The organism is Pseudomonas sp. A39, from assembly GCF_058145955.1.
The window spans coordinates 33,973-58,119 of sequence record NZ_JBYVMD010000033.1; the positions used below are offsets into that span (position 1 = coordinate 33,973).

The following is a 24,147-nucleotide window of genomic DNA, read 5'->3' on the forward strand; positions in this document are numbered from 1 at the left end:
CGAGCGATGCCTGCCCAGGGATTCGCCATGCCAAACAAAGCACTGACCATCCTGATTGCCGATGAACAACACCTACAGCGGCTGTACATCGAGAAAATGCTTAACCAGTTGGGGTATCACCGGATCGTACCGGTGCAAACCTTTGAAGAGGTCCAACTCCTCACCGCCATCCCGGCACAGCCCTTTGATGTGCTGATCATCAACGCGGGGCTCGCGATCCACACGTGCCAGCCTCAACCCCAGGCGCATCACGTGCTGGTCTACGATCACCTGGACCTGGGAACAACTCCCGAGGCGACGCCGACGGTGCTGGTCCGGTTGCCCGGTGTGCCGGACAGCGTCAACCTCGAACACTTCATGGACATTATCGACCCTCCCGCGTCCAGCACCGGCCTGCGTGTGCTGCCCTGGCTGCGCGAATTATCCCGCACGCCTGCGGCAGGGGTTTAGTCCCATTGTGGGGCGATACCCTTGGGGCTGGTCAGGCGATGGCCGCGTTCCAACTCGGCAATCTGCGCCATGTCGGCAGCACTCAAGGTCAGTTGCAGGGTCTTGAGGTTGCTTTCCAGGTTGGCGCGTTTGGTCGATGACGGGATGACCGCATAGCCCAGTTGCATCGCCCAAGCCAGCGCCACTTGCGCGGGAGTAGCCTGATGGCGTTCGGCGATTTGCTCGATCACTGGGTCTTTGAGCACTTCGCCGTAGGCCAGGGTCATGTAGGACGTGATCTGGATACCGTTAGCGGTGGCGAAGTCCACGACCTTGCGGTTTTGCAGGTAGGGATGCAGTTCGATCTGGTTGGTGGCGATGTTCTCCGCGCCAACGGCTGCAATCGCTTGCTTCATCAAGTCGACGGTGAAGTTGGAGATGCCGATCTGGCGGGTCAGGCCCAGGCGTTTGGCTTCCAGCAACTGGCCCATGAACTCGGCGACAGGCACCTGATCTTCGGGTGAAGGCCAGTGAATCAAGGTGAGGTCCAGATAGTCGGTTTTCAGTTTGCGCAGGCTTTCACGCAGGCTCGGAATCAACTGGCCTTCGGCGAAGTTAGCGATCCAGATTTTGCTGGTGATAAATAGCTCATCGCGCGGCACGCCACTGTCGGCGATGGCTTGGCCGACGTCTGCTTCATTCTCGTAGATCTGCGCGGTGTCGATCACGCGGTAGCCCAGTTCCAGGCCGGCGGCGACGGAATCGATCACCACCTGACCTTGCAGACGGAAGGTGCCAAGGCCGAAGGCCGGAACGTTTTGCGTAGCGATAGACATCAGTAACTCCTGAAGGGGTGTGAACAGTGGAGTCGAGTATCCGCCCGTCGTTCCTTCGGAAAAACCGCCGAATCCGAAAAGGACTCTTTACCGCAGGTCACGAATAGTTTGAACGCTGCGCCAACTCCCTGAGCCGAACACTGAGCAAATGTGGGTGCTGGCTTGCCTGCGATGGGGCGTGTCAGGCTACAAGTCTGTCGCTGATATACCGCGATCGCAGGCCAGCTCCCACATTCTGATCTTCATCAGTCAATGATGGTGTGTTGTTGGCGCAACCGCTCAGCCGCGTTGCGTAACAACTGCTCGGTGCCGCTCCAGCCCAGGCAGCCGTCTGTCACCGACACGCCGTATTTCATCGACGCGCTCAACGGTTGGCAGCCTTCGAACAGGTGGCTTTCGAGCATCATGCCGATCAGCGAGGTGTCGCCTTGCAGGCGCTGTTCCAGCACGTCGTTGAATACCGCCGGTTGACGCAGCGGGTCCTTGCCACTGTTGGCGTGGCTGCAATCGACCATGATCCTCGCCGTCACCTTTGACTTGGCCAAATCTTGCTTCACCTGTGCCACATTCTGCGCATCGTAGTTCGGCCCACGGTGGCCGCCGCGCAGCACCAAGTGGGTGTCGGGGTTGCCGGGGGTCTGAATGATTGCCGGGTGGCCCTGGCTGTCGACACCGAAGTGGCGGTGCGGATGGGAGGCCGAGCGCATGGCGTCACACGCAATCGCAACGCCGCCGTCGGTGCCGTTCTTGAAGCCCACGGGCATGCCCAGGCCGCTGGCCATTTCGCGGTGGATCTGCGATTCGGTGGTGCGCGCGCCAATCGCGACCCAACTGAGCAGGTCATCGAAGTAGCCGGCGGCCATGGGTTGCAGCAGTTCGGTGGCGACCGGCAAGCCCAGGCGCAGCATTTCGCGCATCAGTTGGCGGGACAGGGTGAGGCCGGCAGCCATATCATCACTGCCGTCCAGGTGCGGGTCGTAAGCCAAGCCTTTCCAGCCGACGGTGGTGCGCGGTTTTTCGACGTAGGCACGGATCACCAGCAGCATCTGGTCGCTGACTTCCAGCGCGAGCTTCTTGAGGTTGCGTGCGTATTCCATGGCCGACTCAGGGTCATGGATCGAGCACGGGCCGACGATCACCAGCAAACGTGAATCTTCGCCATTGAGAATGGCGCGCACGGCTTGGCGATGGGCGTGGACTTGCTCGTTGAGGAACGGGCTGAGAGGCAATTGGTGCTTGAGTTCAAGAGAGCTGGGCAGGCGCTGGGTCAGGGCTTCATTGGCGCTGGTCAGGGCAGAGACGGGCAAAGCGGCGGTGGCAGAGTTCATATTCAAGGCTTCCTGGGCAAGCGGCGGGCTGTTCCCACGCGCTGGCCCTACTGGGGTGTTCGACAATTGGCCGTATTGGCTACGTGTGTTGGCTTGCCACCAATAGGTGACCGATCGGAGGCGGCAGGCTGTCCCGAGCGGAGCTGGCTAAATCGCCATGCGGTGGAAGTGTCGTAGCGGTAATAAGTGGCGTAGTTCATGTCGTGTGTCCTTTAAGTGTTCTGCGAAATATAGAGGGGCCTGAAAAAACAAAACCCCCGGTCGGGGAGCCGACCGGGGGTTAGATTTCTCTGGTAGGCGACCCCTTGAGTAGTGGCCGCCGATTTCAGGTATCAGGCGCGCCAGTGGCTAAACCAATACCCAAAATAAAAACTTACCGGTGCGCTCGAACCGCTCACACGGGTAGCCGATACCAAGCGCTGGGCGCTGGCAGCAGGGCAAACCTGAGTGTGGGTAAGTGGCAACATGGTGAGTCTCCAAATGATGGGGCGAGCTTACTAGAGGCGGGCAGGAGGACTCAATCATTAATTTCTATTGCACGTGGATACCAACGGCTATAGGTCGAGATATGCTGATCTCACTTTGATACCGATTGCTTGGACGCGACCATGACTGCTTTGACCCTTGCTGCTGCTCAATCCATTTCCATCGCCGGAGACCTTGCGGCCAATATCGAACGGCACTTGACGTTCATGGGCGAGGCTGCCCGGCACGGCGTGCAATGGCTGGTGTTTCCGGAGCTGTCGCTGACCGGGTATGAGCCTTCATTGGCGGCCGGGTTGGCGATTGCGCCAGACGACCCTGTCTTGGCGCCGCTGCGGGAGATGGCCCAGGCGTTACGGCTGACAGCAGTGGTGGGGATGCCCATCCGCCTGGCGCCGCAGGCCGGTGTGTTGATCGGCGCGCTGGTGTTGGGGGCGGATGGCTCAATGGCGGTCTACACCAAACAGCATTTGCATCCTGGCGAAGAACGGGCATTTGTCGCAGGGCAGGGCGGTGCGTCCCTCGAATGGCGGAGCGAGCGTATCGCGTTGGCGGTGTGCGCGGACTTCTCCCATGCCGGCCATCCGCGCCTCGCGGCTGAGGCGGGAGCCACGGTATACGCCGCCGGCGTGTTGATCAGCGAAGGTGGCTATGCCACTGACAGCGCGTTGCTCCAGGGCTATGCGGCCGAACATGGCTTGCTGGTGCTGATGGCCAACCATGGTGGCCCGTCGGGTGGCTATGTGTGCGCCGGCCGCAGCGCGATCTGGGCGGTTGATGGCAGCTTACTGGCCGCGGCGCCCGGTATTGGCGATGCGCTGGTGATTGCCCGCCGCGATGGCGGGCAATGGACTGGCCAAGTGGTAGCCGTCTGAATGGCGTTCAATCTGCGCGCGGCAACAGACCAGGACCTTCCCTTTGCTCGAAGCCTGACCTTTGCGGCCATGAGCCGTTATTACCTGCAATACGAGCTGGTGTGGTCCAACCAGGGCTTCGACATCGCTTGGGCCGGGCGTGAGAACTGGCTGATCTGCAACGATGACACCGTGATGGGCTTTATCAGCCTGAGCGCCGATAGGCGGGCACTCTATATCCGTGAGTTGCATATGCTTGAGGCGTATCGCGGGCTTGGTGCGGGCATTTGGGTGTTGGAACAGATGGCGCTCAAGGCGCAGGCGACGGGTTTATTGCGCTTGACCGTGTTTAAGAACAACCCGGCCAAGAGTCTCTATCAGCGCAGTGGGATGAGCATCGTGGGTGAAGAAGACTGCTTCTGGCGGATGGAGCGTGTTTGCCGTTGAAGCTAAACCATGCAGTTGATGCTAATAAGCGCATACTGGCTTCAGGAAATGACTTCCTGAACGTTGTGTTGGCCATCAGCCTCAGCAAGGATGATCCCTTCTTTCATGCCCAAAAGGACCGCCACCTTATGGGCCTCTCCACGCCGTCCCTTTTTACGCCCAGCGAGCACTTGATACGTGGTAGCCGGATCAACGCCGTGCTCGCGGGCGAACGCTTGAACTGACTTTCCTTGATGTTCCAGCCAGGCCTTGGCTTGTGCAGCAGTGCGGATTCCGGGCATAGTTCAAAACCGTTCAAGTTTGTTTAACTAAGAGATGAGCGTGTCACCTCTTGGGGTGTGCCAAATAGGATCATACATCCAAATGAGTGGAATCGGTTCGCGTTTGAGGCAAGAAAGAGAGCGACTTGGCCTGTCGCAAAAAGTTTTCGGTGAAATAGGAGGCGTTGAAGCCAACGCACAAGGCAAATATGAAAGTGGAGGGCGTGCGCCCAAGGCCGATTATTTGTCCCGAGTCGCCGCAAAAGGTGTAGATGTACTTTACGTGTTGACCGGAACTGCTACGCCGATTCAGCTGGAAAACCTCAGCGAGATTGAGGAGAAAGTGTTGGGTAATTATCGCGCGATGTTCAAGGAAGACCAAGCGGCGATCCGCCGATTGACGTCAACCTTGGCCGAACACTCCGTTTCATTTAATGGAAAAGCCAAGCAGCAGCCTCAAGAATCCTGACCTGTTGCCCAGCAAAATAGAGCCGTCCGCCTCTCGGCGGGCGGCCCCCGTGTATTCAAACTCTATATATATGACGCTTGCAGCTAGGTCTGCGCCTTGGTTTTTTGCTAAGGTGTTCAGCAACCTATAAGACCATATCGCGAGGTGTCTGCTTGATTAGGGTGCTAGTAGTCGATGACCATGATCTCGTTCGTACAGGCATTACACGAATGCTGGCTGACATCGATGGCCTGCAAGTAGTCGGCCAGGCCGAGTCAGGGGAAGAGTCCTTGATCAAGGCCCGGGAGTTGAAGCCCGATGTGGTGCTGATGGACGTCAAGATGCCCGGTATCGGCGGTCTCGGCGCCACGACCAAGTTGTTGCGCAGCCATCCGGATATCAAAGTCGTCGTGGTGACGGTGTGTGAAGAAGACCCGTTTCCGACACGCCTGTTGCAGGCCGGAGCGGCTGGTTACCTGACCAAGGGCGCTGGGCTGGCCGAGATGGTGCAAGCCATCCGCCTGGTATTTGCCGGCCAGCGTTACATCAGCCCGCAAATCGCCCAGCAATTGGCCATCAAGTCTTTCCAGCCCACCAGCGACTCGCCGTTCGATGCGTTGTCGGAGCGGGAAATCCAGATCGCCTTGATGATCGTCGGTTGCCAGAAGGTGCAGACGATCTCCGACAAGCTGTGCCTGTCGCCCAAGACCGTCAACACCTACCGCTATCGCATTTTCGAGAAGCTCGCCATCAGCAGTGATGTTGAATTGACCCTGCTCGCAGTGCGCCACGGCATGGTGGACGCCAGCGCCTGACATGACTACACCGTTTGATCCAAGTGCCTTCCTCTCGACCTGCAGTGGCCGCCCCGGCGTGTACCGCATGTTCGACAGCGAGGCACGCCTGCTGTATGTCGGCAAGGCCAAGAACCTGAAGAACCGCTTGGCGAGCTATTTTCGCAAGAGCGGGCTCGCGCCCAAGACAGCTGCGCTGGTGGCGCGTATCGCCCAGGTCGAAACCACCATAACCGCCAATGAAACCGAAGCGCTGTTGCTCGAGCAGACGCTGATCAAGGAATGGCGGCCGCCCTATAACATCCTGCTGCGCGATGATAAATCCTACCCCTACGTGTTTTTATCCGACGGCAACTTCCCACGCCTGAGCATTCACCGGGGTGCGAAGAAGCAGAAGGGCAAGTATTTCGGGCCCTATCCCAGCGCCGGCGCGATCCGCGAAAGCCTGAGCCTGCTGCAAAAGACCTTTTTTGTGCGTCAGTGCGAAGACAGCTTCTACAAGAACCGCACGCGGCCGTGCCTGCAATACCAGATCAAACGCTGCAAAGCGCCTTGCGTGGGCCTGGTGGACCCGGCCGAGTACGCCGAGGACGTGCGCCATTCGGTGATGTTCCTCGAAGGGCGCAGCAATGCCCTCACCGACGAACTCTCCGGCGCCATGGAGCAGGCCGCCAGCACCCTGGATTTCGAACGCGCCGCCGAGTTGCGTGACCAGATCTCCTTGCTGCGGCGCGTGCAGGATCAGCAGAGCATGGAAGGCGGCACCGGCGACGTGGACGTCATCGCGGCCTTCGTCAACCCAGGCGGCGCCTGTGTGCACTTGATCAGCGTGCGGGGCGGGCGGGTGTTGGGCAGCAAGAATTTCTTTCCGCAGACCGGTATTGACGAAGAAGTGGCCGAAGTCATGGCCGCCTTCCTCGGCCAGTATTACGTCAGCAGCCCCGAGCGCGACTTGCCGTCGGAACTGATCGTCAACGTGGTGCATGAAGACTTTCCCACGCTGATCGAGGCGATCCACGAGCTGCGCGGCCGCGAGCTGGACATCAGCCACCGCGTACGCGGCACCCGCGCGCGTTGGCAGCAACTGGCCGTGACCAATGCCGAACAGGCCCTGGGCGCACGTCTGGCCAATCGACAGCACGTCGCCGCACGCTTTGACGCCCTGGCCGAAGTCCTCAACCTGGACGAACCGCCCCAGCGCCTGGAGTGCTACGACATCAGTCACTCCAGCGGCGAGGCCACCGTGGCGTCCTGCGTGGTGTTCGGGCCGGAAGGGCCGATCAAATCCGATTACCGGCGCTATAACATCGAAGGCGTCACTGCCGGCGATGACTATGCCGCCATGCACCAGGCCCTGACGCGGCGCTTCAGCAAGCTGAAGGACGGCGAAGGCAAGTTGCCGGATATCCTGTTGGTGGACGGCGGCAAGGGCCAGTTGTCCATGGCCCGCGACGTACTCAACGAACTGGCGGTGCCCGATCTGATCCTGCTCGGCGTGGCCAAGGGTGCCACGCGCAAGGCCGGTTTCGAGACGTTGTACTTGAATGATTCCGCCCATGAGTTCACCTTGAAGGGCGACTCACCGGCGCTGCACCTGATCCAACAGATCCGCGATGAAGCCCACCGTTTCGCAATTACCGGCCACCGTGCCCGGCGCGGCAAAACCCGGCGAACCTCAACCCTGGAAGGGGTGGCGGGCGTTGGGCCGACACGGCGTCGCGACTTGCTTAAACATTTTGGTGGCTTGCAGGAGCTGTCCCGTGCCAGCATTGACGAAATAGCCAAAGCACCCGGTATCAGTAAAAAGCTCGCTGAGTTGATTTATGCGAATCTGCATAGCGAATAGAATGCCTTTCCACCTCGTAGCCAGTTGTGCCGATGAATATCCCTAATCTGATCACCGTTCTACGCGTCCTGCTTATTCCGATTTTTATTCTGTTGTTTTATTTGCCGTACGAATGGAGCTATATGGCTTCCAGTTCGGTGTTCGCGTTTGCGGCCGCCACCGACTGGCTCGACGGCTACCTGGCCCGCCGCCTGGAACAGAGCACGCCCTTCGGCGCGTTCCTCGACCCGGTGGCCGACAAACTCATGGTGGCCGTTGCGCTGGTCCTGCTGGTGCAGGAACACGGCAACCTGTGGTTGACCCTGCCGGCCGCCGTGATCATCGGCCGTGAGATAGTGGTGTCGGCCCTGCGCGAATGGATGGCCGAAATCGGCGCCCGCGCCCACGTCGCCGTCTCCAACATGGGCAAATGGAAAACCGCCGCGCAGATGCTCGCGCTGGTCATCCTGCTGGCCAACCCGTCGGACTTCACCTTCTGGGTCCTGCTGGGCTACGCCTTGCTGCTCATCGCCGCCGGCCTGACCTTGTGGTCCATGCTCCAGTATCTGCGCGCCGCCTGGCCGCATCTGCGTACCACCGTTGAAAAGAAATAAAACTTTTTTGAATCAAGGGGTTGACGGGTTCTGATAATTCTATAGAATGCGCATCACCAAGACGCGGGAATAGCTCAGTTGGTAGAGCACGACCTTGCCAAGGTCGGGGTCGCGAGTTCGAGTCTCGTTTCCCGCTCCAAATATTGCGCTGCAGAGTTCCACTGAATTCTGTAAGTGATTGAAATCAGGACCTTCGGGTCCTTTTTTCGTTCCGGCGGGAACCACTGAAATCCAGCACTATCCGGTGCGTTTAAGTCCAGGATTAAGTCCAGGATTCTGACGCGTACGGAATCGGTTTGTTGCTGGAGCAGTTTGCGTATCGAGATGAGCATCTGGCCCTGACTCTGTTCAGGAGCTCGCGATGGCACTCTCAGAAATGGCAGTTCGACACGCCCGAATGACCGGTAATGACTACACCCTCGGTGACAGTGATGGTCTCACACTCAATGTTACGGCTAGCGGTGGAAAGGTCTGGCTTTTCCGTTACTACTGGACGGGCAAGCAGAAGCGCATGTCCTTAGGTTGTTACCCGCAAATCAGCCTCAAAGAAGCGCGTACCCGTCGTGATGAAGCGCGTGCCTTGGTTGCCCAGGGCATCAATCCCTATGAGCACCGTAAACAGCAACGCCGTGCTGTTCGTAGCGCGGCAGAGCATACCTTCGACGCGGTGTTCAATCAGTGGGTCGAATTCCGCAGTCTGAGCCTGAAGGAAGGCCGTCAGAGCACACTCTCGCAAATCTTAAGAACCTTCAGTAAAGATATCCTGCCATTCCTTGGTGGGCGGGCGATCTATGATATTAATCGCCACGATCTGCTGGATGTACTGAGCCGGGTCGAACAGCGCAAGGCATTAACGACAGCCGAAAAGTGTCGGACTTGGTTCAACCAATTATTCCGATATGCTCTGGTAAAGGTAGAGGGGCTTGAGCAGAATCCAGCTTCAGACCTCGATGTTGTCGCACTTCCCAAACCCCCGGTTGCGCACAATCCGTTTTTACGTATGGACGAGCTACCCGCATTGATGGCTGCACTTCGCGGTTCTCGGGGGACGAGCCAAACACGGTTTGGTCTTCGACTTTTGTTGCTGACCGGCGTCCGCACGGGCGAGCTGCGCTTGGCGACACCTGATCAGTTCGATCTGGAGCGGCGGCTATGGATCATTCCGCCAGAGGTCGTGAAGCAACTCCAGATAGAGATGCGCAAACCAGGGAAGCAGGCTCAAGACATACCTCCTTATATTGTCCCGTTGTCGGTTCAGGCGCTTGAAATAGTGCGTCACTTGTTGAACCAGGTTCTCCCCGCGCAACGTTACTTATTTGCGCACCGGAGCGACCTGACAAAGCGCATAAGCGAGAACACCCTGAATGGAGCGCTGCGTCGGATGGGCTATGCCGACCAACTCACAGGTCATGGTATGAGGGCTACGATCTCGACGGCATTGAACGAGATCGGATACCCGAAGGTATGGGTGGATGCTCAGCTTTCTCATGCAGATCCGGACAAGGTCAGTGCAGCCTACAATCACGCGGAGTACGTCGAGCAGCGTCGGACAATGATGCAGGACTGGGCGAATCGTCTGGATCTTTGGGGGCAGGGCCAACCGAAAGCAGCAAGCTCTCCTCTCACTATCCGTTTAGAGGGTGCAGCTTCGCTTCCCTCGCTGGAAAATGCGGGCGCAAACTCCGTTCTGTACAACGGTAACTTTCCAGCGACGACCGTCCCGGCGTCTAAGGTGTTAGTCAGCAGCAAACCGGCCCTTATCGTGCCCCGCCAGTCGTCTGTCGTACCCGTTCCAATCCAGGCTGAAAAGTCGCGCAAAGACCACATGTCCGAGATCCAGCGCCAGCGCGCCGAGATGCTAACCACCTATGAGGCTTCGAGTAATTTACCGCTGCTGGTATTCGCCAGGCTGGCAGGAAAATCCCGTGATCAGGTCAATCGCGATATCAAGGCCCGGCGTCTGCTGTCCCTGAGCCTGGGTAATCGCGGTCAGCGCATTCCGGATTGGCAGCTTGATCCTTTGCGACACAAGTTGGTGCTCACCGTGTTGAAGCGGTTTCCAGATGTGGATGCGTGGAGGCTTTATCGGACGCTCTGTGAGTCTCATATCGGGGGTGTCGGAAGGATCACGTTCACCGTCGGTAAACGTTGAACTTGGCGTAAGCCAGTTCGCTGATTACAGTGCGGCATGTGCATCTGGAGATAAGGCTCATGTCGCACACCTCACGCGTACAGACGTATGACATGCAGCAACGCAGTGATCGCCCGGATTTCTATATCCGCGACAAGCGCGGCCGCACCGCGCTAACCAGTCCACACCGCCACGAATATTTCCAGATCCAGATCAATTTGGGTGGAGACACGGTTCACCACATCGGCGGTGCGGTGCGCCCGTTCCCCAGGAAGGCGGTTGCGTTCATTCTTCCGCATCGTCTTCATCTGATCCCTCACCCTGAAGGGGGTGAGTTCATCCTGATTAATTTCACCCAGGACTTCTTTCTCCCCCAACTCAAGTGCGACCCGTTGGATCTGGAAGATGTCTACATCGTACAAGCGCCCGAACTGACGCCGTTTCGCTTTCAGGAGCATATCGACTTCATCCTCGATGACGCGTCGTTCGACGAGGTCAAGGGCTGGCTGGACTGCATGCGGAGGTTGGATCAGACGAGAGGTTTTGGCGCTCGTGAGCGACTCAAGGGCTATCTGTTCCAGATAGTCGGTTTGGTGTGCTAGGCCTACGCCGAGCCGATCCAGGCCTTCGCAGCCAGCAACGCTGCCGGATCAGGAAGGAAGGATGCGTTGACGCGCGTACGCAATTACATCCGCGATCACCTGCATGAATCGACCATGAGTTTGAAGGATGCCGCAGCGGCGGCTTTTCTTTCGCCCAACTATTTGACTCATTTGATGCGCAAGGAAACCGGCAAACCGTTCTCACAGTTTGTTCTCGACCGGCGCATGCAGCTCGCTCGAAATCTGTTGCTCAATGATCAGCAATCCGTTGGCCAGGTCGCCAGCGCCTGTGGATTTACCGACGAAGCTTACTTCTCGCGCAGATTCCGCAAGGAGCATGGCCTCGCTCCTGGTCAGTTCAGGCGTGCTCATTTAAGCGGTGTGGGTGACACGGCGTAAAGGTTTCGGATCTGCGTCTGAGTCTATGATTCGGGTCGGGGGGATCAAACTCTGCAACCGGCCATTCAACCAGTGCTGCCTCACAACTGGGCAATCAGCCAATCCCTGAAAACCGCCATCGGCCGATGGTTTGCCTTATGTGGGGGGATGAGCAGGTAGTAGGCCGTCCCAGTCGGAGCAACGGATTCAAAGGGGATGCGTAGAGTGCCATTGGCGAGCTCGTCCTTAACCAAAAACCGAGGCATAAGCCCGACGCCTATTCCTGAGGAAACGGCCTGGATAAGGTGAGTGGTGAGTTCGAATTGCGGGCCCATACGCAATCTGTCGGACTTCAAGCCTTGCACCTTGAACCATTCAAGCCAAAGATTGGGTCGGGCGGCCACTTGCAATAATTGAGCAGAGCGCAGGTCTTCAACGGATTTGTATCGGTGCATGGCATCACTGCCGGCGGCAACCACGGGCACCAGTTCCTCATCGAACAACTTCAGCGAAACGACGTCGTGCCAGAGCCCATCCCCTACGCATATCGCGGCGTCGAGACCGGTCGTAGTGAACTCAACCGTGCCGACCCGAGAATGAATGTGGATCAGGATTTCGGGGTACTTGGCATAGAAATCGCTCATTCGTGGTAACAGCCATTTAGTCCCAAACGCTGGTAACACGCCCAGATGCAAAGACCCGCCACCACGTCTGTAAGCCAATGTCTGTACGGTCGCATCGCGGATACGGGCTAAAGCGCCCGCGACCTCGAGTGAGTAGATACGGCCTACTTCGGTCAGGACAATATGCCGTCCCACTCGATCAAACAGTGCCACCCCAAGCAGTTCTTCCAGGGACTGCACCTGCCGGCTGACCGCACTTTGCGACAGGCTGAGCTCCTCGGCGGCCCGGGTAAAACTGGCATGCCGAGCAGATGCCTCGAAAGCCAGTAAGGACGACATTGATGGGTTGAGCGTCCGAGGATTCATGAGGGCTCTTATGGAAAGAAAACGGGGAGGGCAGCTTAGTCAAGGGCGGGTCAGCCAGCAAGGCTGGCCCTCCATTGCGTTAGCCCTGCACCACATTGGCTCGCGGATCATGGCGAGCCAGACGCCGCAGCAGGTTATCCACTTCCAGGCGTGCCGTCTCCGACATTGGACTCGCTGGCCGGCGTTGTGCTGCGCTGGTGATAATGCCCCTCTTCATCATTACATATTTGCGCACCGCCAACCCGGCACCCGGTTGCTGTTCGTAGCGCAGCAGCGGCAGATGAGCATCGAACAAATCGTGAGCCTCATCCCGCTTGCCTTGTTCTTTCAGCCTGACGACGTCACACAACATGTCAGGGAAGGCATAGCCGGTGTTCGCGCCGTCAGCGCCACGCTCCAGTTCGTAGTCGAGAAATAGGCCATTGTTCCCGACCATGATGGCGATGTGGCGCATGGCGCCTTCTTTCTCAAAACGGCGCAATGTCGAAATCTTTTCCAGCCCGGGCCAGTCTTCGTGCTTGAGCATCAGGCAGGAGGGGAGTTCGGTCACGATACGACGAATGACATTCGGCGACATTTGCACAGAGAACGTGAGCGGATAGTCCTGCAACACGAACGGAACGTCGGCACCAATCGCTTCAACTGCTTGTGTGTAGTAGGTGACGATCTGATCATCGGTGCGCAACGTGTTGGGTGGCGCGATCATGACGCCCGCGGCCCCGCGATCCATGACCTCACGGGTCAGAGAGCGCATTGAGGCGAACCCGGGCGCTGATACGCCGACGATCACGGGCATCGCGCCTGCCCGGCCAATCACTTGACTGGCGATGTCCAATGATTCGGTGTAATCCAGTTTGGGCGCTTCACCCAGCTGGCCAAGTACTGTGAGACCGGTACAGCCGCATTCGTTATAGAAATCGATCATCCGATCGATAGACGCATGGTCAATGCTGCCATCGTCAAGAAAGGGTGTCGGGGCGATGGGATACACGCCCTTTGCGTCGGCGCTGAATTTCATGACTTGATCCTTTGCGTGCAGGCACGTTGGTTAGAGTTCGCGTAGCCAGTCTTGATATAGCTGTGTCGTCGTTTCATCGGGTGGATAAAGACCGGGCAGGGGAGCGCCGGCCTTTACCCGAGTCATGACCCATTGCTCGAACCGTTCCATTTCTTCGGCACGTTCGAGTACTGAGGCCAGCAGATCCTGAGGGATCACCACGGCACCGTCGGAGTCGCAAACCAGAACATCGTCAGGGCAGATCGTGACCCCGCCACAGCTGACAGTTTCTTGCACACCCACCAGCATCAAACCGTCGCTGGGTAACGGCGCGGCAACCCCTGCCGACCATACGGGTAGCCCGCTGTCCTTGATCCCGTCCGCATCGCGCACGGCACCGTCAGTGACAAGCGCCTGAACGCCTCGGTAGCGCATCCGGGAACTCAACACGTCTCCCATCACGCCTACACCAGGAGCGGCACTTGCGTCAGCAACCGCGATGCACCCTTCGGGCATTTGTTCAATGGCCGTTCGTGTATTGACCGCCAGCGTCAGCCCCGAACGAATCGGGGTAAAACGCAGGGTAAAAGCACTGCCGACTACGCGGCCACTGTCCTGACTTTGCAGGGGGAGGGCGCGACGGATCCAACTGTTAGTGATGCCGAGTTTTGACAGCACCGAACACAGGGTCGCAGTGGGCAGCGCAACCAGTTGCTTTCGTTGTTCAGCCGTGAGCGCGAGCGTCTGAGTCATGTCCAATTCATCTCATCAGATACTGGTGATAAGGCCGCCGTCGATGCGCAGGGTAGAGCCAGTGATGTAACTGGCTTTGTTGCTGGCGAGGAACGTGACGACGTCGCCATACTCTTTCGGATCGCCGTAGCGGCCGACCGCGATTGCGGCGGTGCTTTCCTTGCTGACCTCTTCAACCGAACGACCCTCACGCTTGGCTTTGGCTTCGTCCAGGAAGGTGATGCGCCCTGTCGCAATGCGACCTGGAAGCACAATGTTGACGGTGATGCCGTCATTGCCGACTTCGCGAGCCAAGGTCTTCGACCAGCCCACCAACGTCATGCGAAGCGCATTGGAAATGCCCAGGTTTGGAATCGGCGAGATAACACCTGAAGAGGTACTGGTGATGATTCGCCCCCACTTGCGTTGACGCATGCCAGGCAGAACGCGGTCGGTGATTTTGATCACCGACAGCACCATGCTTTCGAAATGCCGGGTCCACAGAATCGCGTCCTGGCCATGTGCGGTGGTGGGCGGTGGGCCGCCGGTATTGTTGACCAGAATATCCACCTGACCGTACTCGGCTTCGATGGCGCCGATCTTCGAATCGATCTGCTCGAGTTGAGCCAGGTCCCACTTCAGTGCGAATGCCTTCAAACCTGCTTCCACCAGGGTTGTCACCGTTGCCTGCGCGGCCTCAAGGCTGATATCGGCTACGACAACGTTGACGCCTTCGTTGGCGAGGGACCAAGCGATCGCTCCCCCAAGACCGCCTCCGCCACCGAGTACCAGAGCAGTTTTTTCTTTTATCTCGAGGTCCATTTTTATCTCTCTTCTTAGGCGCACCGGAGCGGCGCAGCACGAATGTTAGGTATGGACGAGGCCAAGTCACAAACGTCCAAAACTCATCAACTTCATGCGTTTTGTGAATGAATGATTGGGTGGGGGCCAGCAATTACGTGAAAAAACCTGCCTTTTCCCGCTCGGTTCGACTGGGTCCATGCAGCGTATTTGTGGAGGGGAAAGGGTGATTTGAATTAACTCATGCGGTTTATGCATGCATAGCGGCATTTTTTTGCGGTTTGGAAGTGAGTCTGCCTGTGGCAGCCTTCTTCCTACTCGCTGGCCCCCCTTGGCGGGTCTCTAACAACAATAATCGAGTGCGCAATGGCCATGCCGCCTACCGTGCTCCTGGATCGAGCGATTGATATGACCGACCGAGAAACCTGGCGCGAATTACACGCGGATTTGGTCAAGGCATTAGGCAGCGCCGTACATTTCGATGACGGCCATCGCGTCGTGTTTGCCCACGACGCTTCCAACTATCGGCAAGTACCTATCGGTGTGGTGACGCCTCGCACCATCGAAGACTTCGTCCGCGGTGTGGAAGTCTGCCGTCGTCACAACGCCCCTATTCTGACGCGAGGGGGCGGCACCTCAATGAACGGACAGACCGTGAATGATGCGGTCGTCTTCGATCTTTCCATGCACTGCAACGCCATCCTGGCCCTGGATCCTGTCGGTGGTACCGCCGTCGTCGAGCCTGGTGTGGTCTGTGATTCACTTCGTGACGCTGCCGAGCGTCACGGCCTGACTTTCGCCCCTGACCCGTCTACCCACAGTCGCTGCACATTGGGGGGGATGGTTGCCAACAACTCTTGCGGGCCGCATTCGGTGATGGCCGGCAAGACGTTGGAAAACGTCGAAGCGCTCGAGATCATGACCTACGATGGCGAGCGCTTTTGGGTAGGGCCGACCACCGAGTCCGAGCTGATCGAAATCATTGCCCAGGGCGGACGCAAAGGTGAGATTTACCGCCGCTTGCGTGACTTAAGAGATCGCTACGCGGACCTTGTTCGCCAGCGCTTTCCAAACATCAAGCGCAGGGTTTCGGGCTACAACCTGGACGAACTGCTCCCGGAAAACGGATTCAACGTGGCCCGCGCATTGGTAGGCACGGAGGGCACCTGTGCTCTGACGCTTGCGGCAAAGGTACGCCTGGTAGCAAGCCCGGCCAAGCGTGTGATTCTGGTGCTCGGTTATGACGATATCTACGTGGCCGCTGATGCGGTTCCTGAGTACATGCGCTTTGATCCTATTGCGATCGAGGGTTTGGACCGACGCATTATTCGAGGTCTGGAGGCCCGGGGATTGCGTTCCGAGGAGATCGCACTGCTGCCTCAAGGTGACGCGTGGGTCGTGATGGAGTTCGGCGCCGACACCTATGAAAACGCCACTCGAAAAGCTCAGGCTGCTTCTGACTACTTCAGCGCACGGCCGACTGGCCCCGTCCCCACCACCTGGATCGTTGCCGATCCGGCGCTGCAAAAACGCATTTGGTCGATACGTGAAACGGGCGCTTCTGCCACGCAGCTGTCGATCGATCCAAATGTTCCGGACCCTCAGGTGGGCTGGGAGGACGCAGCGGTGGATCCGGCGCGCCTGGGTGATTACCTGCGTGCCTTCCAGGCTCTGGTGGATGGTTACGGTTACAGCACGTCGCTTTTCGGCCACTTCGGGGACGGTTGTGTCCATGCGCGGATCACCTTCGATTTGCGTAGCGCACAAGGGGTAGAGAAGTTTCGTGCATTCACTCGCGAAGCCGCCCAACTGGTCGTGGATTATGGCGGCTCGCTGTCTGGCGAGCATGGCGATGGTCAGGCCAAAGCCGAGTTTCTGCCCATCATGTTCGGCGAGGAGTTGATGGGCGCCCTGCATGAGTTCAAGGCCATTTGGGACCCGACCAACCGACTGAATCCCGGGAAGGTCGTGCACGCCTATCGTATCGACGAAAACCTGCGAATGGGCCCCGACTATAAGTCGGTTGAATTGATCACCAAGCTGAAATTCATCAGTCCGGAAGGGGATGGTTTTCAGCGCGCCGTAGAGCGTTGCGTTGGTACAGGCAAGTGTCGATCCCTTAAAGGCGGAACGATGTGCCCGAGTTATCGCGCAACCCGCGACGAGCGATTCTCTACTCGCGGCCGATCGCGACTGTTCTGGGAGATGCTGCAAGGCGATGTCGTCAAGGACGGCTGGAAGAGTCAGGAGGTCAAGCAGGCCCTGGACACCTGCCTGGCATGCAAAGGCTGCAAGAGTGATTGCCCCACCCATACGGACGTCGCTTCCTATAAAGCGGAGTTTCTGTCTCATTTTTATGAGGGCAAAACGAGGCCACGGCAGGCGTTGACCATGGGCCGAATCGGCGACTGGGCGCCACTCGCAGGACGTGCGCCATGGCTGGCTAATTTTCTGACCCAGACTCCCGTTATTTCACGTATTTCCAAAAGCATTGGCGGTGTCGCACAGGGCTGTGAACTTCCTCGCTTCGCCAATGAAGGCTATCGTCGGCTACACACTTCTCGCCCCATGGCCAGCGCAGTAACCAAAGGCAAAGTCATATTTTGGGTGGATACTTTTTGTGAGCACTTTCACCCGGAAATTGCTTTAGCCGCCGCTGATGTCCTGCGCTTCGCCGGCTTCGAACCTGTGCTACCCAACAAGCGCTTGTGCTGCGGCAGACCGCTGTATGACTTCGGATATCTGGATCAGGCGCGTGAAAAACTGGTGGCGATTCTGGACGCTCTCGGGACCGATCTGATTGACCCCGACAAAGGCATTGTGGGTGTCGTTGGCCTGGAGCCAGGGTGTCTGTCTGTGTTCAAAGATGAACTACTGAAATTTTTCCCCGAGGATCCCCGTGCACAGGCACTGGCGAAAAAGACCCTCTTGCTGGGCGATTTTCTAGTGAGTACGGGGTACGAGCCGCCGCGCCTGGAAGTTGATGTGTTGGTGCATACCCATTGCCACCAGAAAGCATTGTTCGGCGCGAAAGGTGACCAGACCTTGTTGGCGAAGATGGGCGCAAGGGCCCAGTTTCTCGACAGCGGTTGTTGCGGGATGGCCGGCTCTTTCGGCTTCAATCCAGAGCATCGAGAACTATCGCTGGCCGTGGGTGAAGAGGTGCTGCTGCCGGCGGTGCGAGAGCAAAGTGCTGACACCGTCATTCTCACCAACGGCTTCAGCTGTCGCGAACAGATTCGTCAGAACACGGGGCGGGAAGTCATGCACCTGGCCGAGTTGCTAGCCAAGGCCCACAAATCCGCAACGGCCAATCCCCAGGCCAGGCAACGCTTGATACCCGTTGTACCCATGAATGACAACGCGCAGGAGGTGGTTTTACAGAAGTCGTAAAGCGTTGGGCAATCAAGCTACTCATTACAGAACTACAAAAATAAGAGGTCATCCAATGAGCACTGCAATTGAAAAGCAGATCATCCGCAAGATCTTCATACGGCTTCTACCGTTGTTGATCGGTTTGTACATCATTTCCTATCTGGACCGAGTGAACGTGGGCTTCGCCGCCCTCACGATGAACGCTGATATCGGACTGAGTGCTTCAGTTTATGGCTGGGGCGCCGGCCTGTTCTTCATCGGTTACTGTCTTTTTGAAGTGCCGAGCAATTTGCTGATGGCCAAGGTCGGTGCCCGGCGGTGGATCGCTCGCATTCTGTTTACCTGGGGGTTGATTGCGACCTGCATGGCCCTGGTTGAAGGCCCGAAAAGCTTTTTGACGTTGAGATTTCTGTTAGGCGTCGCCGAAGCTGGCTTCTTCCCTGCTGTCATCCTTTACCTCACCTTTTGGTTCCCGGCTCGCTATCGCGCGCGCATTGTGTCGACGTTCATGCTTTCGATCCCTATTTCCCTGGCTGTCGGCGCTCCGGTCTCGACCGCGCTGTTACAACTTGACGGCTGGATGGGGCTCAAGGGCTGGCAGTGGCTGTTCATCATTGAAGGTATACCCGGGATGCTAATGGTGGGCGTTGTCCTGAAATACCTGCCTGATTCGCCGAAGCACGCTAGTTGGCTGACTGATGCCGAGCGCCAGTGGCTGACCACGGAGCTGCAGAACGACGCAAAAGCCCATCCCCCTCAACTGGACGGTAAATCCACGCTCTGGAAAGTGTTCTGCAACCCTTCAATCATTGCCCTTTGCGCGATTTACTTCTGTGCTACGGCGGCCAATGTCGGTCTCTCGATGTTTCTTCCGCAGATTATCAAGCAACAGGGTTTCACTGGCATGCAGATCGGCTACATCACGGCGATTCCCTACGTTGTCGGGTGCATCGGGATGGTGTCCATCGGGTTCCTGTCTGATCGTTTCAACAAGCGCAAAGTGTTTCTCATTGCCTCACTGATGCTGATTGCGGGTGGATTGGGCTCCGCGGGCTGGCTGACTGGCAGCAACCTGGCAATTATCGCCATGTGCGTCGCTACCGTGGGCATCATGGGGTGCAAAGGGCCATTCTGGCCGCTTCCAGCTCTGTATCTCGGTGGCACCAGTGCCGCCGCCGGCATTGCATTGATCAACTCGGTGGGGAACCTTGGCGGATTTTTCGGCCCGGGCATCGTGGGTATGGCCAAGGAAATGACGGGCAACTTCGAAAGTGGTTTGTACGTTCTCGCCGGCCTGGCAGTGTTCGCCGTGTTGTTGACGCTGGTCTTCATCTCGGACCGGGGCAAAGTGCAGAAGAGCCAGCCTGTAGTCGATACGATGACCGTCAAGACCTAACTATTGCCAACCTGCTGGAGTTGTCGTTGTGCCACGATCATTGCAGAAATTCCTGTCGCTTCATGACTTTGAAAAAGCCGCGAGGCAATTTCTTCCGAAACCTCTGTTTGCCTATGTTTCAGGCGCAGTGGAGGATGGTCAATCGATCGCGGCGAACCGAACGGCGTATGGCCAATATGGGTTTCAACCGCGATTTCTTATCGATGTTTCCCACAGGGATCAGTCCGTTTCACTCTTCGGCGAACGTTACACATCTCCAGCTGGCATCGCCCCGATGGGGCTTGCCGCGCTCACCAGTTATCGCGGGGATATCGCCATGGCGCAGGCGGCACATGAAACGGGAGCACCGTGCATCATGAGCGGTTCTTCGCTGATTCGCCTGGAAGAGGTGATGGAAGCCGCGCCTGGTACGTGGTTTCAGGCCTACCTTCCCGGCAATGTGGAGCAGATCGATGCGTTGGTCACCAGGATTGCTGACGCGAAGGTGAAAACCTTGGTCATCACCGTCGATATGCCTGTGGCTGCCAATCGTGAGAACAACGTGCGGGCAGGTTTTTCGACGCCTCTGCGACCGTCTCTGTCGCTGGGATGGCAGGGGGTGAGTCACCCGCAGTGGCTAGTGAGCGTGTTTCTGAAAACCCTGCTGCGCCATGGCATGCCTCATTTCGAAAACAATTACGCAACGCGTGGCGCTCCAGTCCTCTCGCGCAATGTGCTGCGTGATTTCTCCGACCGAGGCCACTTGAGCTGGCAGCACATTGAAGCTGTCCGCAAACGGTGGTCCGGGACGATGATCATCAAAGGAATACTGAGTCCTCTGGACGCGGTTAAGGCGCGCGAGATCGGGATAGATGGAATCATCGTCTCCAACCATGGTGGTCGGCAGCTCGATGGCAGTCTGGCGCCGCTCCAGGCGCTGCCCGCTATCGTGGATGCCGCGGACGATCTGGTGGTGATGATGGACAGCGGCGTTCGCCGGGGAACGGATGTACTGAAGGCAATGGCGTTAGGTGCCAAGGCGGTGTTCATCGGCAGACCCTTCAACTATGCCGCATCGATTGGAGGGCAGGCGGGCGTGGCGCACGCGCTGAAATTGATCAGTGACGAAATCAGCCGCGACATGGGCTTGCTGGGTATCACTCGGCTCAGTCAGCTAAGCAGTGATTATCTCGCAAGGGCCGACGGCAAATTAAAGTCGACAGTAACCCCCGAGGCACCTCAGTGATTGCCTCTGCGGCCGATATCTCTGGCTGAGTTTCTCGCCGTAGTGGCAGGTCAATTCGTTCGCCATTCATTACCGTCTGAATAACTTCAATCGAGACAGCCATTATGTCGCTACGAAACATTAATATCGCGCCCCGAGCCTTTCTGGGGTTTGCTCTGATCGGGTTGCTCGTTGTGCTGTTGGGCGTCGTAGCGCTCTCCCGAATGAGTGTTATTCAGGACTCCACACGCAGTCTGGGGCGAGATTCCCTGCCTAGCGTGGCCGCGATGGGGGACATCGTAGAGGATGTGCTTCGCCTTCGTTCGACCTCGTTTCGCATGATGATCAATCGCAATCCAGAGCAGTTGGTCGAGGCCCATGGCCGTTTCGGGCCGTTGATTGACAAGATCAAGGAATCGCAGCGCAAGTACGAGCCGTTGATCGACAACGAAACCGAACGGGCAAACTACCAGCGCTTTACCGTAGCCTTTGATGACTTTGTCTCGTTAGTGCCCTCCATGCTGGAGATGTCGCAGCAAAACAAAATGGAGCCCCTGCTGCGGCTGATTAACGGTCGAATGAAGGAAGATGGAGATTTGATGGCCGAGATATTGAAAAAAATCTCCGCTGCCAATAAAGCGAGCGCCATACAGTCGATGGATATCTCCGATGAGCAATATGCGGTGGCGATAAAGTGGGTCATTGTGGTGATAGTCATCGCTTTCCTGATGACCGTATGCCTGGCCTGGCTGTTGACCCGCAGTATCGTTGGACCTATCGGCAGGGCTCTGCAAGCCGCCGAAGAAATAGCAGGCGGCAACCTGACCAAACACATCGACGTGGATGGCAGTGATGAACCCGGGCGCCTCTTACAGGCCTTGGTTGGCATGCAGGACAATCTGCGCAATACGATTCAACAGATATCCGGTTCGGCTGCGCAGTTGGCATCAGCGGCAGAGGAATTGAGTGCGGTCACCCAGGAGGCATCCACCGGCCTGCAACGGCAGAATGCCGAGATCGAGCAGGCTGCCACAGCGGTCACGCAGATGACCACGGCAGTGGAAGATGTCGCCCGTAATGCGGTCTCCACTTCAGAGGCCTCCCGAGAATCGACCAAGGTTGCTCTGCTGGGGCGCGAGCGCGTACTGGAGACGGTCAGTGCAATTACGCTGATGGGGGCGGACGTGAAAAACTCTTCTTCGTTGGTGGAGAGTCTCGCCGGCCAGGCGCGGGACATTGGCAAAGTCCTTGATGTGATTCGCGCGATCGCCGAACAGACCAACCTGCTGGCCCTTAATGCGGCAATCGAAGCGGCGCGGGCAGGTGAAGCCGGTCGAGGTTTCGCGGTCGTCGCTGATGAGGTGCGGGCATTGGCCCATCGCACTCAACAATCGACCCAGGAAATTGAGCAAATGGTCAGCGGTATCCAGAGCGGCACGGATAAAGCGGTCCAATCGATGCAGCAAAGCAGCAGTCGCAGCCAAAGCACCCTCGACACAGCGCGCTTGGCCGGCGATGCTCTGGAACAGATTACCCAGACCATCGACCTGATCAACGAACGAAACATGGTCATCGCCAGTGCCTCCGAAGAACAGGCTCAGGTGTCGCGGGAAGTTGATCGCAACTTGTTGAATATCCGCGATCTCGCGGTTCAGTCGGCCGCCGGCGCGAGCCAGACAAGTACGGCCACTCATGAGTTGTCTCGCCTGGCGGTCGGACTGAATGGTCTGGTTTCACAATTTGTCGTCTGAAAATTAGCCCTCCACGCGATAGCACTCGCTATCGGTGCGGCTGGATGAGCGGGCTCGGTCGTCACTATCATCGGTCGGAGTGTCTGAATGATTAGAGAGTTAAGCGCATTTGTTTGTGTTGCTCAGCGAGGTACGTTTGCAACTGCCGGTCAGCCAGTGGGGCTGACGCAATCGGCCGTGAGCTCGCGAATAAAACATCTTGAAGGCGCGCTGGGCGTAAAGTTTTTTTGACCGCACAGGCTGTTCGCGACCTTGAATTCAGCAGGGCAACGGGCGGTTCCTCTTGCAGAGGAAATCTTCGGGATTTTTCTTCGCATGGGTTCACCCGATAGCGCGAACGACTTTCATGGTTCATTGCGAATTGGTGCCATCGGCACGGTACAAACGGGCATCTTGCCCCAAGCGTTGGTGGTCACGGTCTTCAGTCTGAATCTGTTTGGCGACGCGCTCATGAGCGCTTTGAGTCCCAGACTTCGGCCTCCAGCTTATTGACCATGGGCTTCCTTTGCTACCTCAACGGCGCTGCTGGAGCAAGCGTGTGCGCGAATCCGCATGGCGTGTGATGCGCTCGTTTGAGTGTAGCCGGTCAGGTTGATCGTTCGCTTACCCAGCTAAGCGCCTCCAGCGCGACAGCCACGTGAATGCGATTGTCTGCCAGTGGACGGGGTAGCAACTGCTCGGCGACTGTGAGGCGGCGCAACAATGTGTTGCGGTGAACATGTAAGAGCAATGCGGCCTCGGTGGCATTGCTCCCGGCGTTCAAAAAGGCCGCCAGTGTGCTTTTCAGCGCCGGAGCTGCACTGGCGAGGTTACCTAATGTGTGGGTAATGAATTGGCGTGTCGCATCGGGGTTATCCGTCAGGAGCGATGCGAGCCTGAGCATGTCGAAGTCAGCGACACGTTGAGTGGAATGCAATCGGCTCAACATCCGTTGGGTGTTCAGCGCGTCGATATGGGCCCGACGAAAACCCTCCGCGCCCTGACCCTTGGATCCCAGAGCAATCCGCACACCGGGCAGGTGTTTGATCGCGGTGCGCAGTTGCCTGAGGTCGACGGTTTTCTCGCCCGCCACCCAGGCCCAGAGCGTGGCGGTACTGGCAACCACGGTGAGGGTTTGCGAGCTGCCGGCGCACCGCGCGATGGCTTCAGCCGCGAGCTCCAACGCAGCAATCGACGCGTGCGGCTCTTCGGTCCAGAGTACAGCTGCCTGGTGTTGCTGATTCAAGTTGTAGCCCAGGCGCTTACTTGCTTGAAGGGCATTGATGCTTTCTCCCTCAACAATCTGCGAGACTATCTCACGCCGTTCGACATGAGAATCCAGATGGAACTCTTCGCGTTCGACTCTCATGAAAGCGGCCACCGCTTCCATGGTTCCCTCGACGAAGGTAGCGATAGAGCGGGCAGACGTCTCCAGCAGTTCTTTAAGCTCTTGGGGATCGCTGGTCAGCGTGAAAGCAATTTCCATCCAGAGCT

20 protein-coding genes, 1 tRNA gene and 2 pseudogenes are annotated in these 24,147 nt (G+C 57.8%); 15 read left to right on the forward strand and 8 right to left on the reverse strand.

All coding sequences use genetic code 11. The features are described from left to right. Positions 1–27: 27 nt before the first annotated feature. Positions 28–450: an ANTAR domain-containing protein gene (locus tag AC3ZU9_RS22380; RefSeq protein ID WP_043206182.1), complete on the forward strand. Its 423-nt coding sequence runs from the start codon at positions 28–30 to the stop codon at positions 448–450. Here the strand turns inward: AC3ZU9_RS22380 and dkgB are convergent. Together dkgB and AC3ZU9_RS22390 are read right to left on the reverse strand one after the other, a co-directional pair. Continuing rightward, a complete protein-coding gene (dkgB, locus tag AC3ZU9_RS22385; protein WP_490091325.1) occupies positions 447–1,265 on the reverse strand; it encodes a 2,5-didehydrogluconate reductase DkgB in 819 nt (272 codons plus the stop codon). The two genes, AC3ZU9_RS22380 and dkgB, sit on opposite strands and share 4 nt — an antisense overlap. 245 nt (positions 1,266–1,510) lie before the next feature. Beyond that, positions 1,511–2,593 carry a 3-deoxy-7-phosphoheptulonate synthase gene (locus AC3ZU9_RS22390; RefSeq protein WP_122811088.1) on the reverse strand — a complete coding sequence of 361 codons (1,083 nt, stop codon included), beginning with the start codon at positions 2,591–2,593 and terminating at the stop codon, positions 1,511–1,513. Positions 2,594–3,201: 608 nt separating this feature from the next. Between AC3ZU9_RS22390 and AC3ZU9_RS22395 the strand changes: the two genes are divergently transcribed. Both AC3ZU9_RS22395 and AC3ZU9_RS22400 read left to right on the forward strand, forming a co-directional pair. Beyond that, positions 3,202–3,951, forward strand: a complete 750-nt coding sequence (locus AC3ZU9_RS22395; RefSeq protein ID WP_490091326.1) for a carbon-nitrogen hydrolase family protein — start codon at positions 3,202–3,204, stop codon at positions 3,949–3,951. Beyond that, positions 3,952–4,377, forward strand: a complete 426-nt coding sequence (locus tag AC3ZU9_RS22400) for a GNAT family N-acetyltransferase (protein WP_490091327.1) — start codon at positions 3,952–3,954, stop codon at positions 4,375–4,377. Positions 4,378–4,418: 41 nt separating this feature from the next. Here the strand turns inward: AC3ZU9_RS22400 and AC3ZU9_RS22405 are convergent, their stop codons facing one another. Continuing rightward, positions 4,419–4,658 carry a DNA-binding protein gene (locus AC3ZU9_RS22405; protein WP_490091328.1) on the reverse strand — a complete coding sequence of 80 codons (240 nt, stop codon included), beginning with the start codon at positions 4,656–4,658 and terminating at the stop codon, positions 4,419–4,421. An 82-nt stretch (positions 4,659–4,740) separates the two neighbouring features. Between AC3ZU9_RS22405 and AC3ZU9_RS22410 the strand changes: the two genes are divergently transcribed. From AC3ZU9_RS22410 to AC3ZU9_RS22440, 7 genes and pseudogenes are all read left to right on the forward strand, one after another. Further along, complete coding sequence (locus tag AC3ZU9_RS22410; protein WP_012723425.1) at positions 4,741–5,106, forward strand: helix-turn-helix domain-containing protein; 366 nt, start codon at positions 4,741–4,743, stop codon at positions 5,104–5,106. Positions 5,107–5,258: 152 nt separating this feature from the next. Beyond that, positions 5,259–5,900, forward strand: a complete 642-nt coding sequence (gacA, locus tag AC3ZU9_RS22415; protein WP_003190387.1) for a response regulator transcription factor GacA — start codon at positions 5,259–5,261, stop codon at positions 5,898–5,900. 1 nt (position 5,901) lies between these two features. Continuing rightward, entirely contained in the window at positions 5,902–7,725 is a 1,824-nt protein-coding gene (gene uvrC, locus AC3ZU9_RS22420; protein WP_012723426.1) for an excinuclease ABC subunit UvrC, read from the forward strand. Positions 7,726–7,757: 32 nt separating this feature from the next. Further along, entirely contained in the window at positions 7,758–8,318 is a 561-nt protein-coding gene (gene pgsA, locus AC3ZU9_RS22425) for a CDP-diacylglycerol--glycerol-3-phosphate 3-phosphatidyltransferase (RefSeq protein WP_012723427.1), read from the forward strand. A 63-nt stretch (positions 8,319–8,381) separates the two neighbouring features. Then, positions 8,382–8,457 (forward strand) — tRNA-Gly (locus tag AC3ZU9_RS22430). Positions 8,458–8,679: 222 nt separating this feature from the next. Beyond that, positions 8,680–10,470 (forward strand): tyrosine-type recombinase/integrase, encoded by a 1,791-nt coding sequence (locus AC3ZU9_RS22435; protein ID WP_490091329.1) that lies wholly within the window; start codon positions 8,680–8,682, stop codon positions 10,468–10,470. A 59-nt stretch (positions 10,471–10,529) separates the two neighbouring features. Then, a pseudogene (locus AC3ZU9_RS22440) lies at positions 10,530–11,450 on the forward strand (helix-turn-helix transcriptional regulator). An 80-nt stretch (positions 11,451–11,530) separates the two neighbouring features. Here the strand turns inward: AC3ZU9_RS22440 and AC3ZU9_RS22445 are convergent. From AC3ZU9_RS22445 to AC3ZU9_RS22460, 4 genes are all read right to left on the reverse strand, one after another. Then, positions 11,531–12,418 (reverse strand): LysR substrate-binding domain-containing protein, encoded by an 888-nt coding sequence (locus AC3ZU9_RS22445; RefSeq protein ID WP_490091330.1) that lies wholly within the window; start codon positions 12,416–12,418, stop codon positions 11,531–11,533. 79 nt (positions 12,419–12,497) lie between these two features. Then, positions 12,498–13,436 carry a dihydrodipicolinate synthase family protein gene (locus AC3ZU9_RS22450; RefSeq protein ID WP_490091331.1) on the reverse strand — a complete coding sequence of 313 codons (939 nt, stop codon included), beginning with the start codon at positions 13,434–13,436 and terminating at the stop codon, positions 12,498–12,500. 30 nt (positions 13,437–13,466) lie between these two features. Beyond that, complete coding sequence (locus AC3ZU9_RS22455; RefSeq protein WP_490091332.1) at positions 13,467–14,168, reverse strand: RraA family protein; 702 nt, start codon at positions 14,166–14,168, stop codon at positions 13,467–13,469. A 15-nt stretch (positions 14,169–14,183) separates the two neighbouring features. Beyond that, complete coding sequence (locus tag AC3ZU9_RS22460) at positions 14,184–14,969, reverse strand: SDR family oxidoreductase (protein WP_490091333.1); 786 nt, start codon at positions 14,967–14,969, stop codon at positions 14,184–14,186. A 387-nt stretch (positions 14,970–15,356) separates the two neighbouring features. Here AC3ZU9_RS22460 and AC3ZU9_RS22465 point away from each other — a divergent pair, with 387 nt between their 5' ends. The 5 genes and pseudogenes from AC3ZU9_RS22465 to AC3ZU9_RS22485 form a co-directional block, all read left to right on the forward strand. Next, entirely contained in the window at positions 15,357–18,341 is a 2,985-nt protein-coding gene (locus AC3ZU9_RS22465; protein WP_490091334.1) for an FAD-binding and (Fe-S)-binding domain-containing protein, read from the forward strand. 55 nt (positions 18,342–18,396) lie between these two features. Further along, on the forward strand, positions 18,397–19,719 hold the full coding sequence (locus AC3ZU9_RS22470) for an MFS transporter (RefSeq protein ID WP_490091335.1): 1,323 nt from the start codon (positions 18,397–18,399) through the stop codon (positions 19,717–19,719). Positions 19,720–19,747: 28 nt separating this feature from the next. Beyond that, on the forward strand, positions 19,748–20,944 hold the full coding sequence (locus AC3ZU9_RS22475) for an alpha-hydroxy acid oxidase (protein WP_490091336.1): 1,197 nt from the start codon (positions 19,748–19,750) through the stop codon (positions 20,942–20,944). Between the two features lie 104 nt (positions 20,945–21,048). Continuing rightward, positions 21,049–22,674, forward strand: coding sequence for a methyl-accepting chemotaxis protein (locus tag AC3ZU9_RS22480; protein WP_490091337.1), 1,626 nt, complete (start codon positions 21,049–21,051; stop codon positions 22,672–22,674). An 87-nt stretch (positions 22,675–22,761) separates the two neighbouring features. Beyond that, a pseudogene (locus AC3ZU9_RS22485) lies at positions 22,762–23,085 on the forward strand (LysR family transcriptional regulator); the annotation flags it as partial. A 175-nt stretch (positions 23,086–23,260) separates the two neighbouring features. Here AC3ZU9_RS22485 and AC3ZU9_RS22490 read toward each other — a convergent pair. Beyond that, a complete protein-coding gene (locus AC3ZU9_RS22490; protein ID WP_490091338.1) occupies positions 23,261–24,139 on the reverse strand; it encodes a PucR family transcriptional regulator in 879 nt (292 codons plus the stop codon). Between the last annotated feature and the right edge of the window lie 8 nt (positions 24,140–24,147).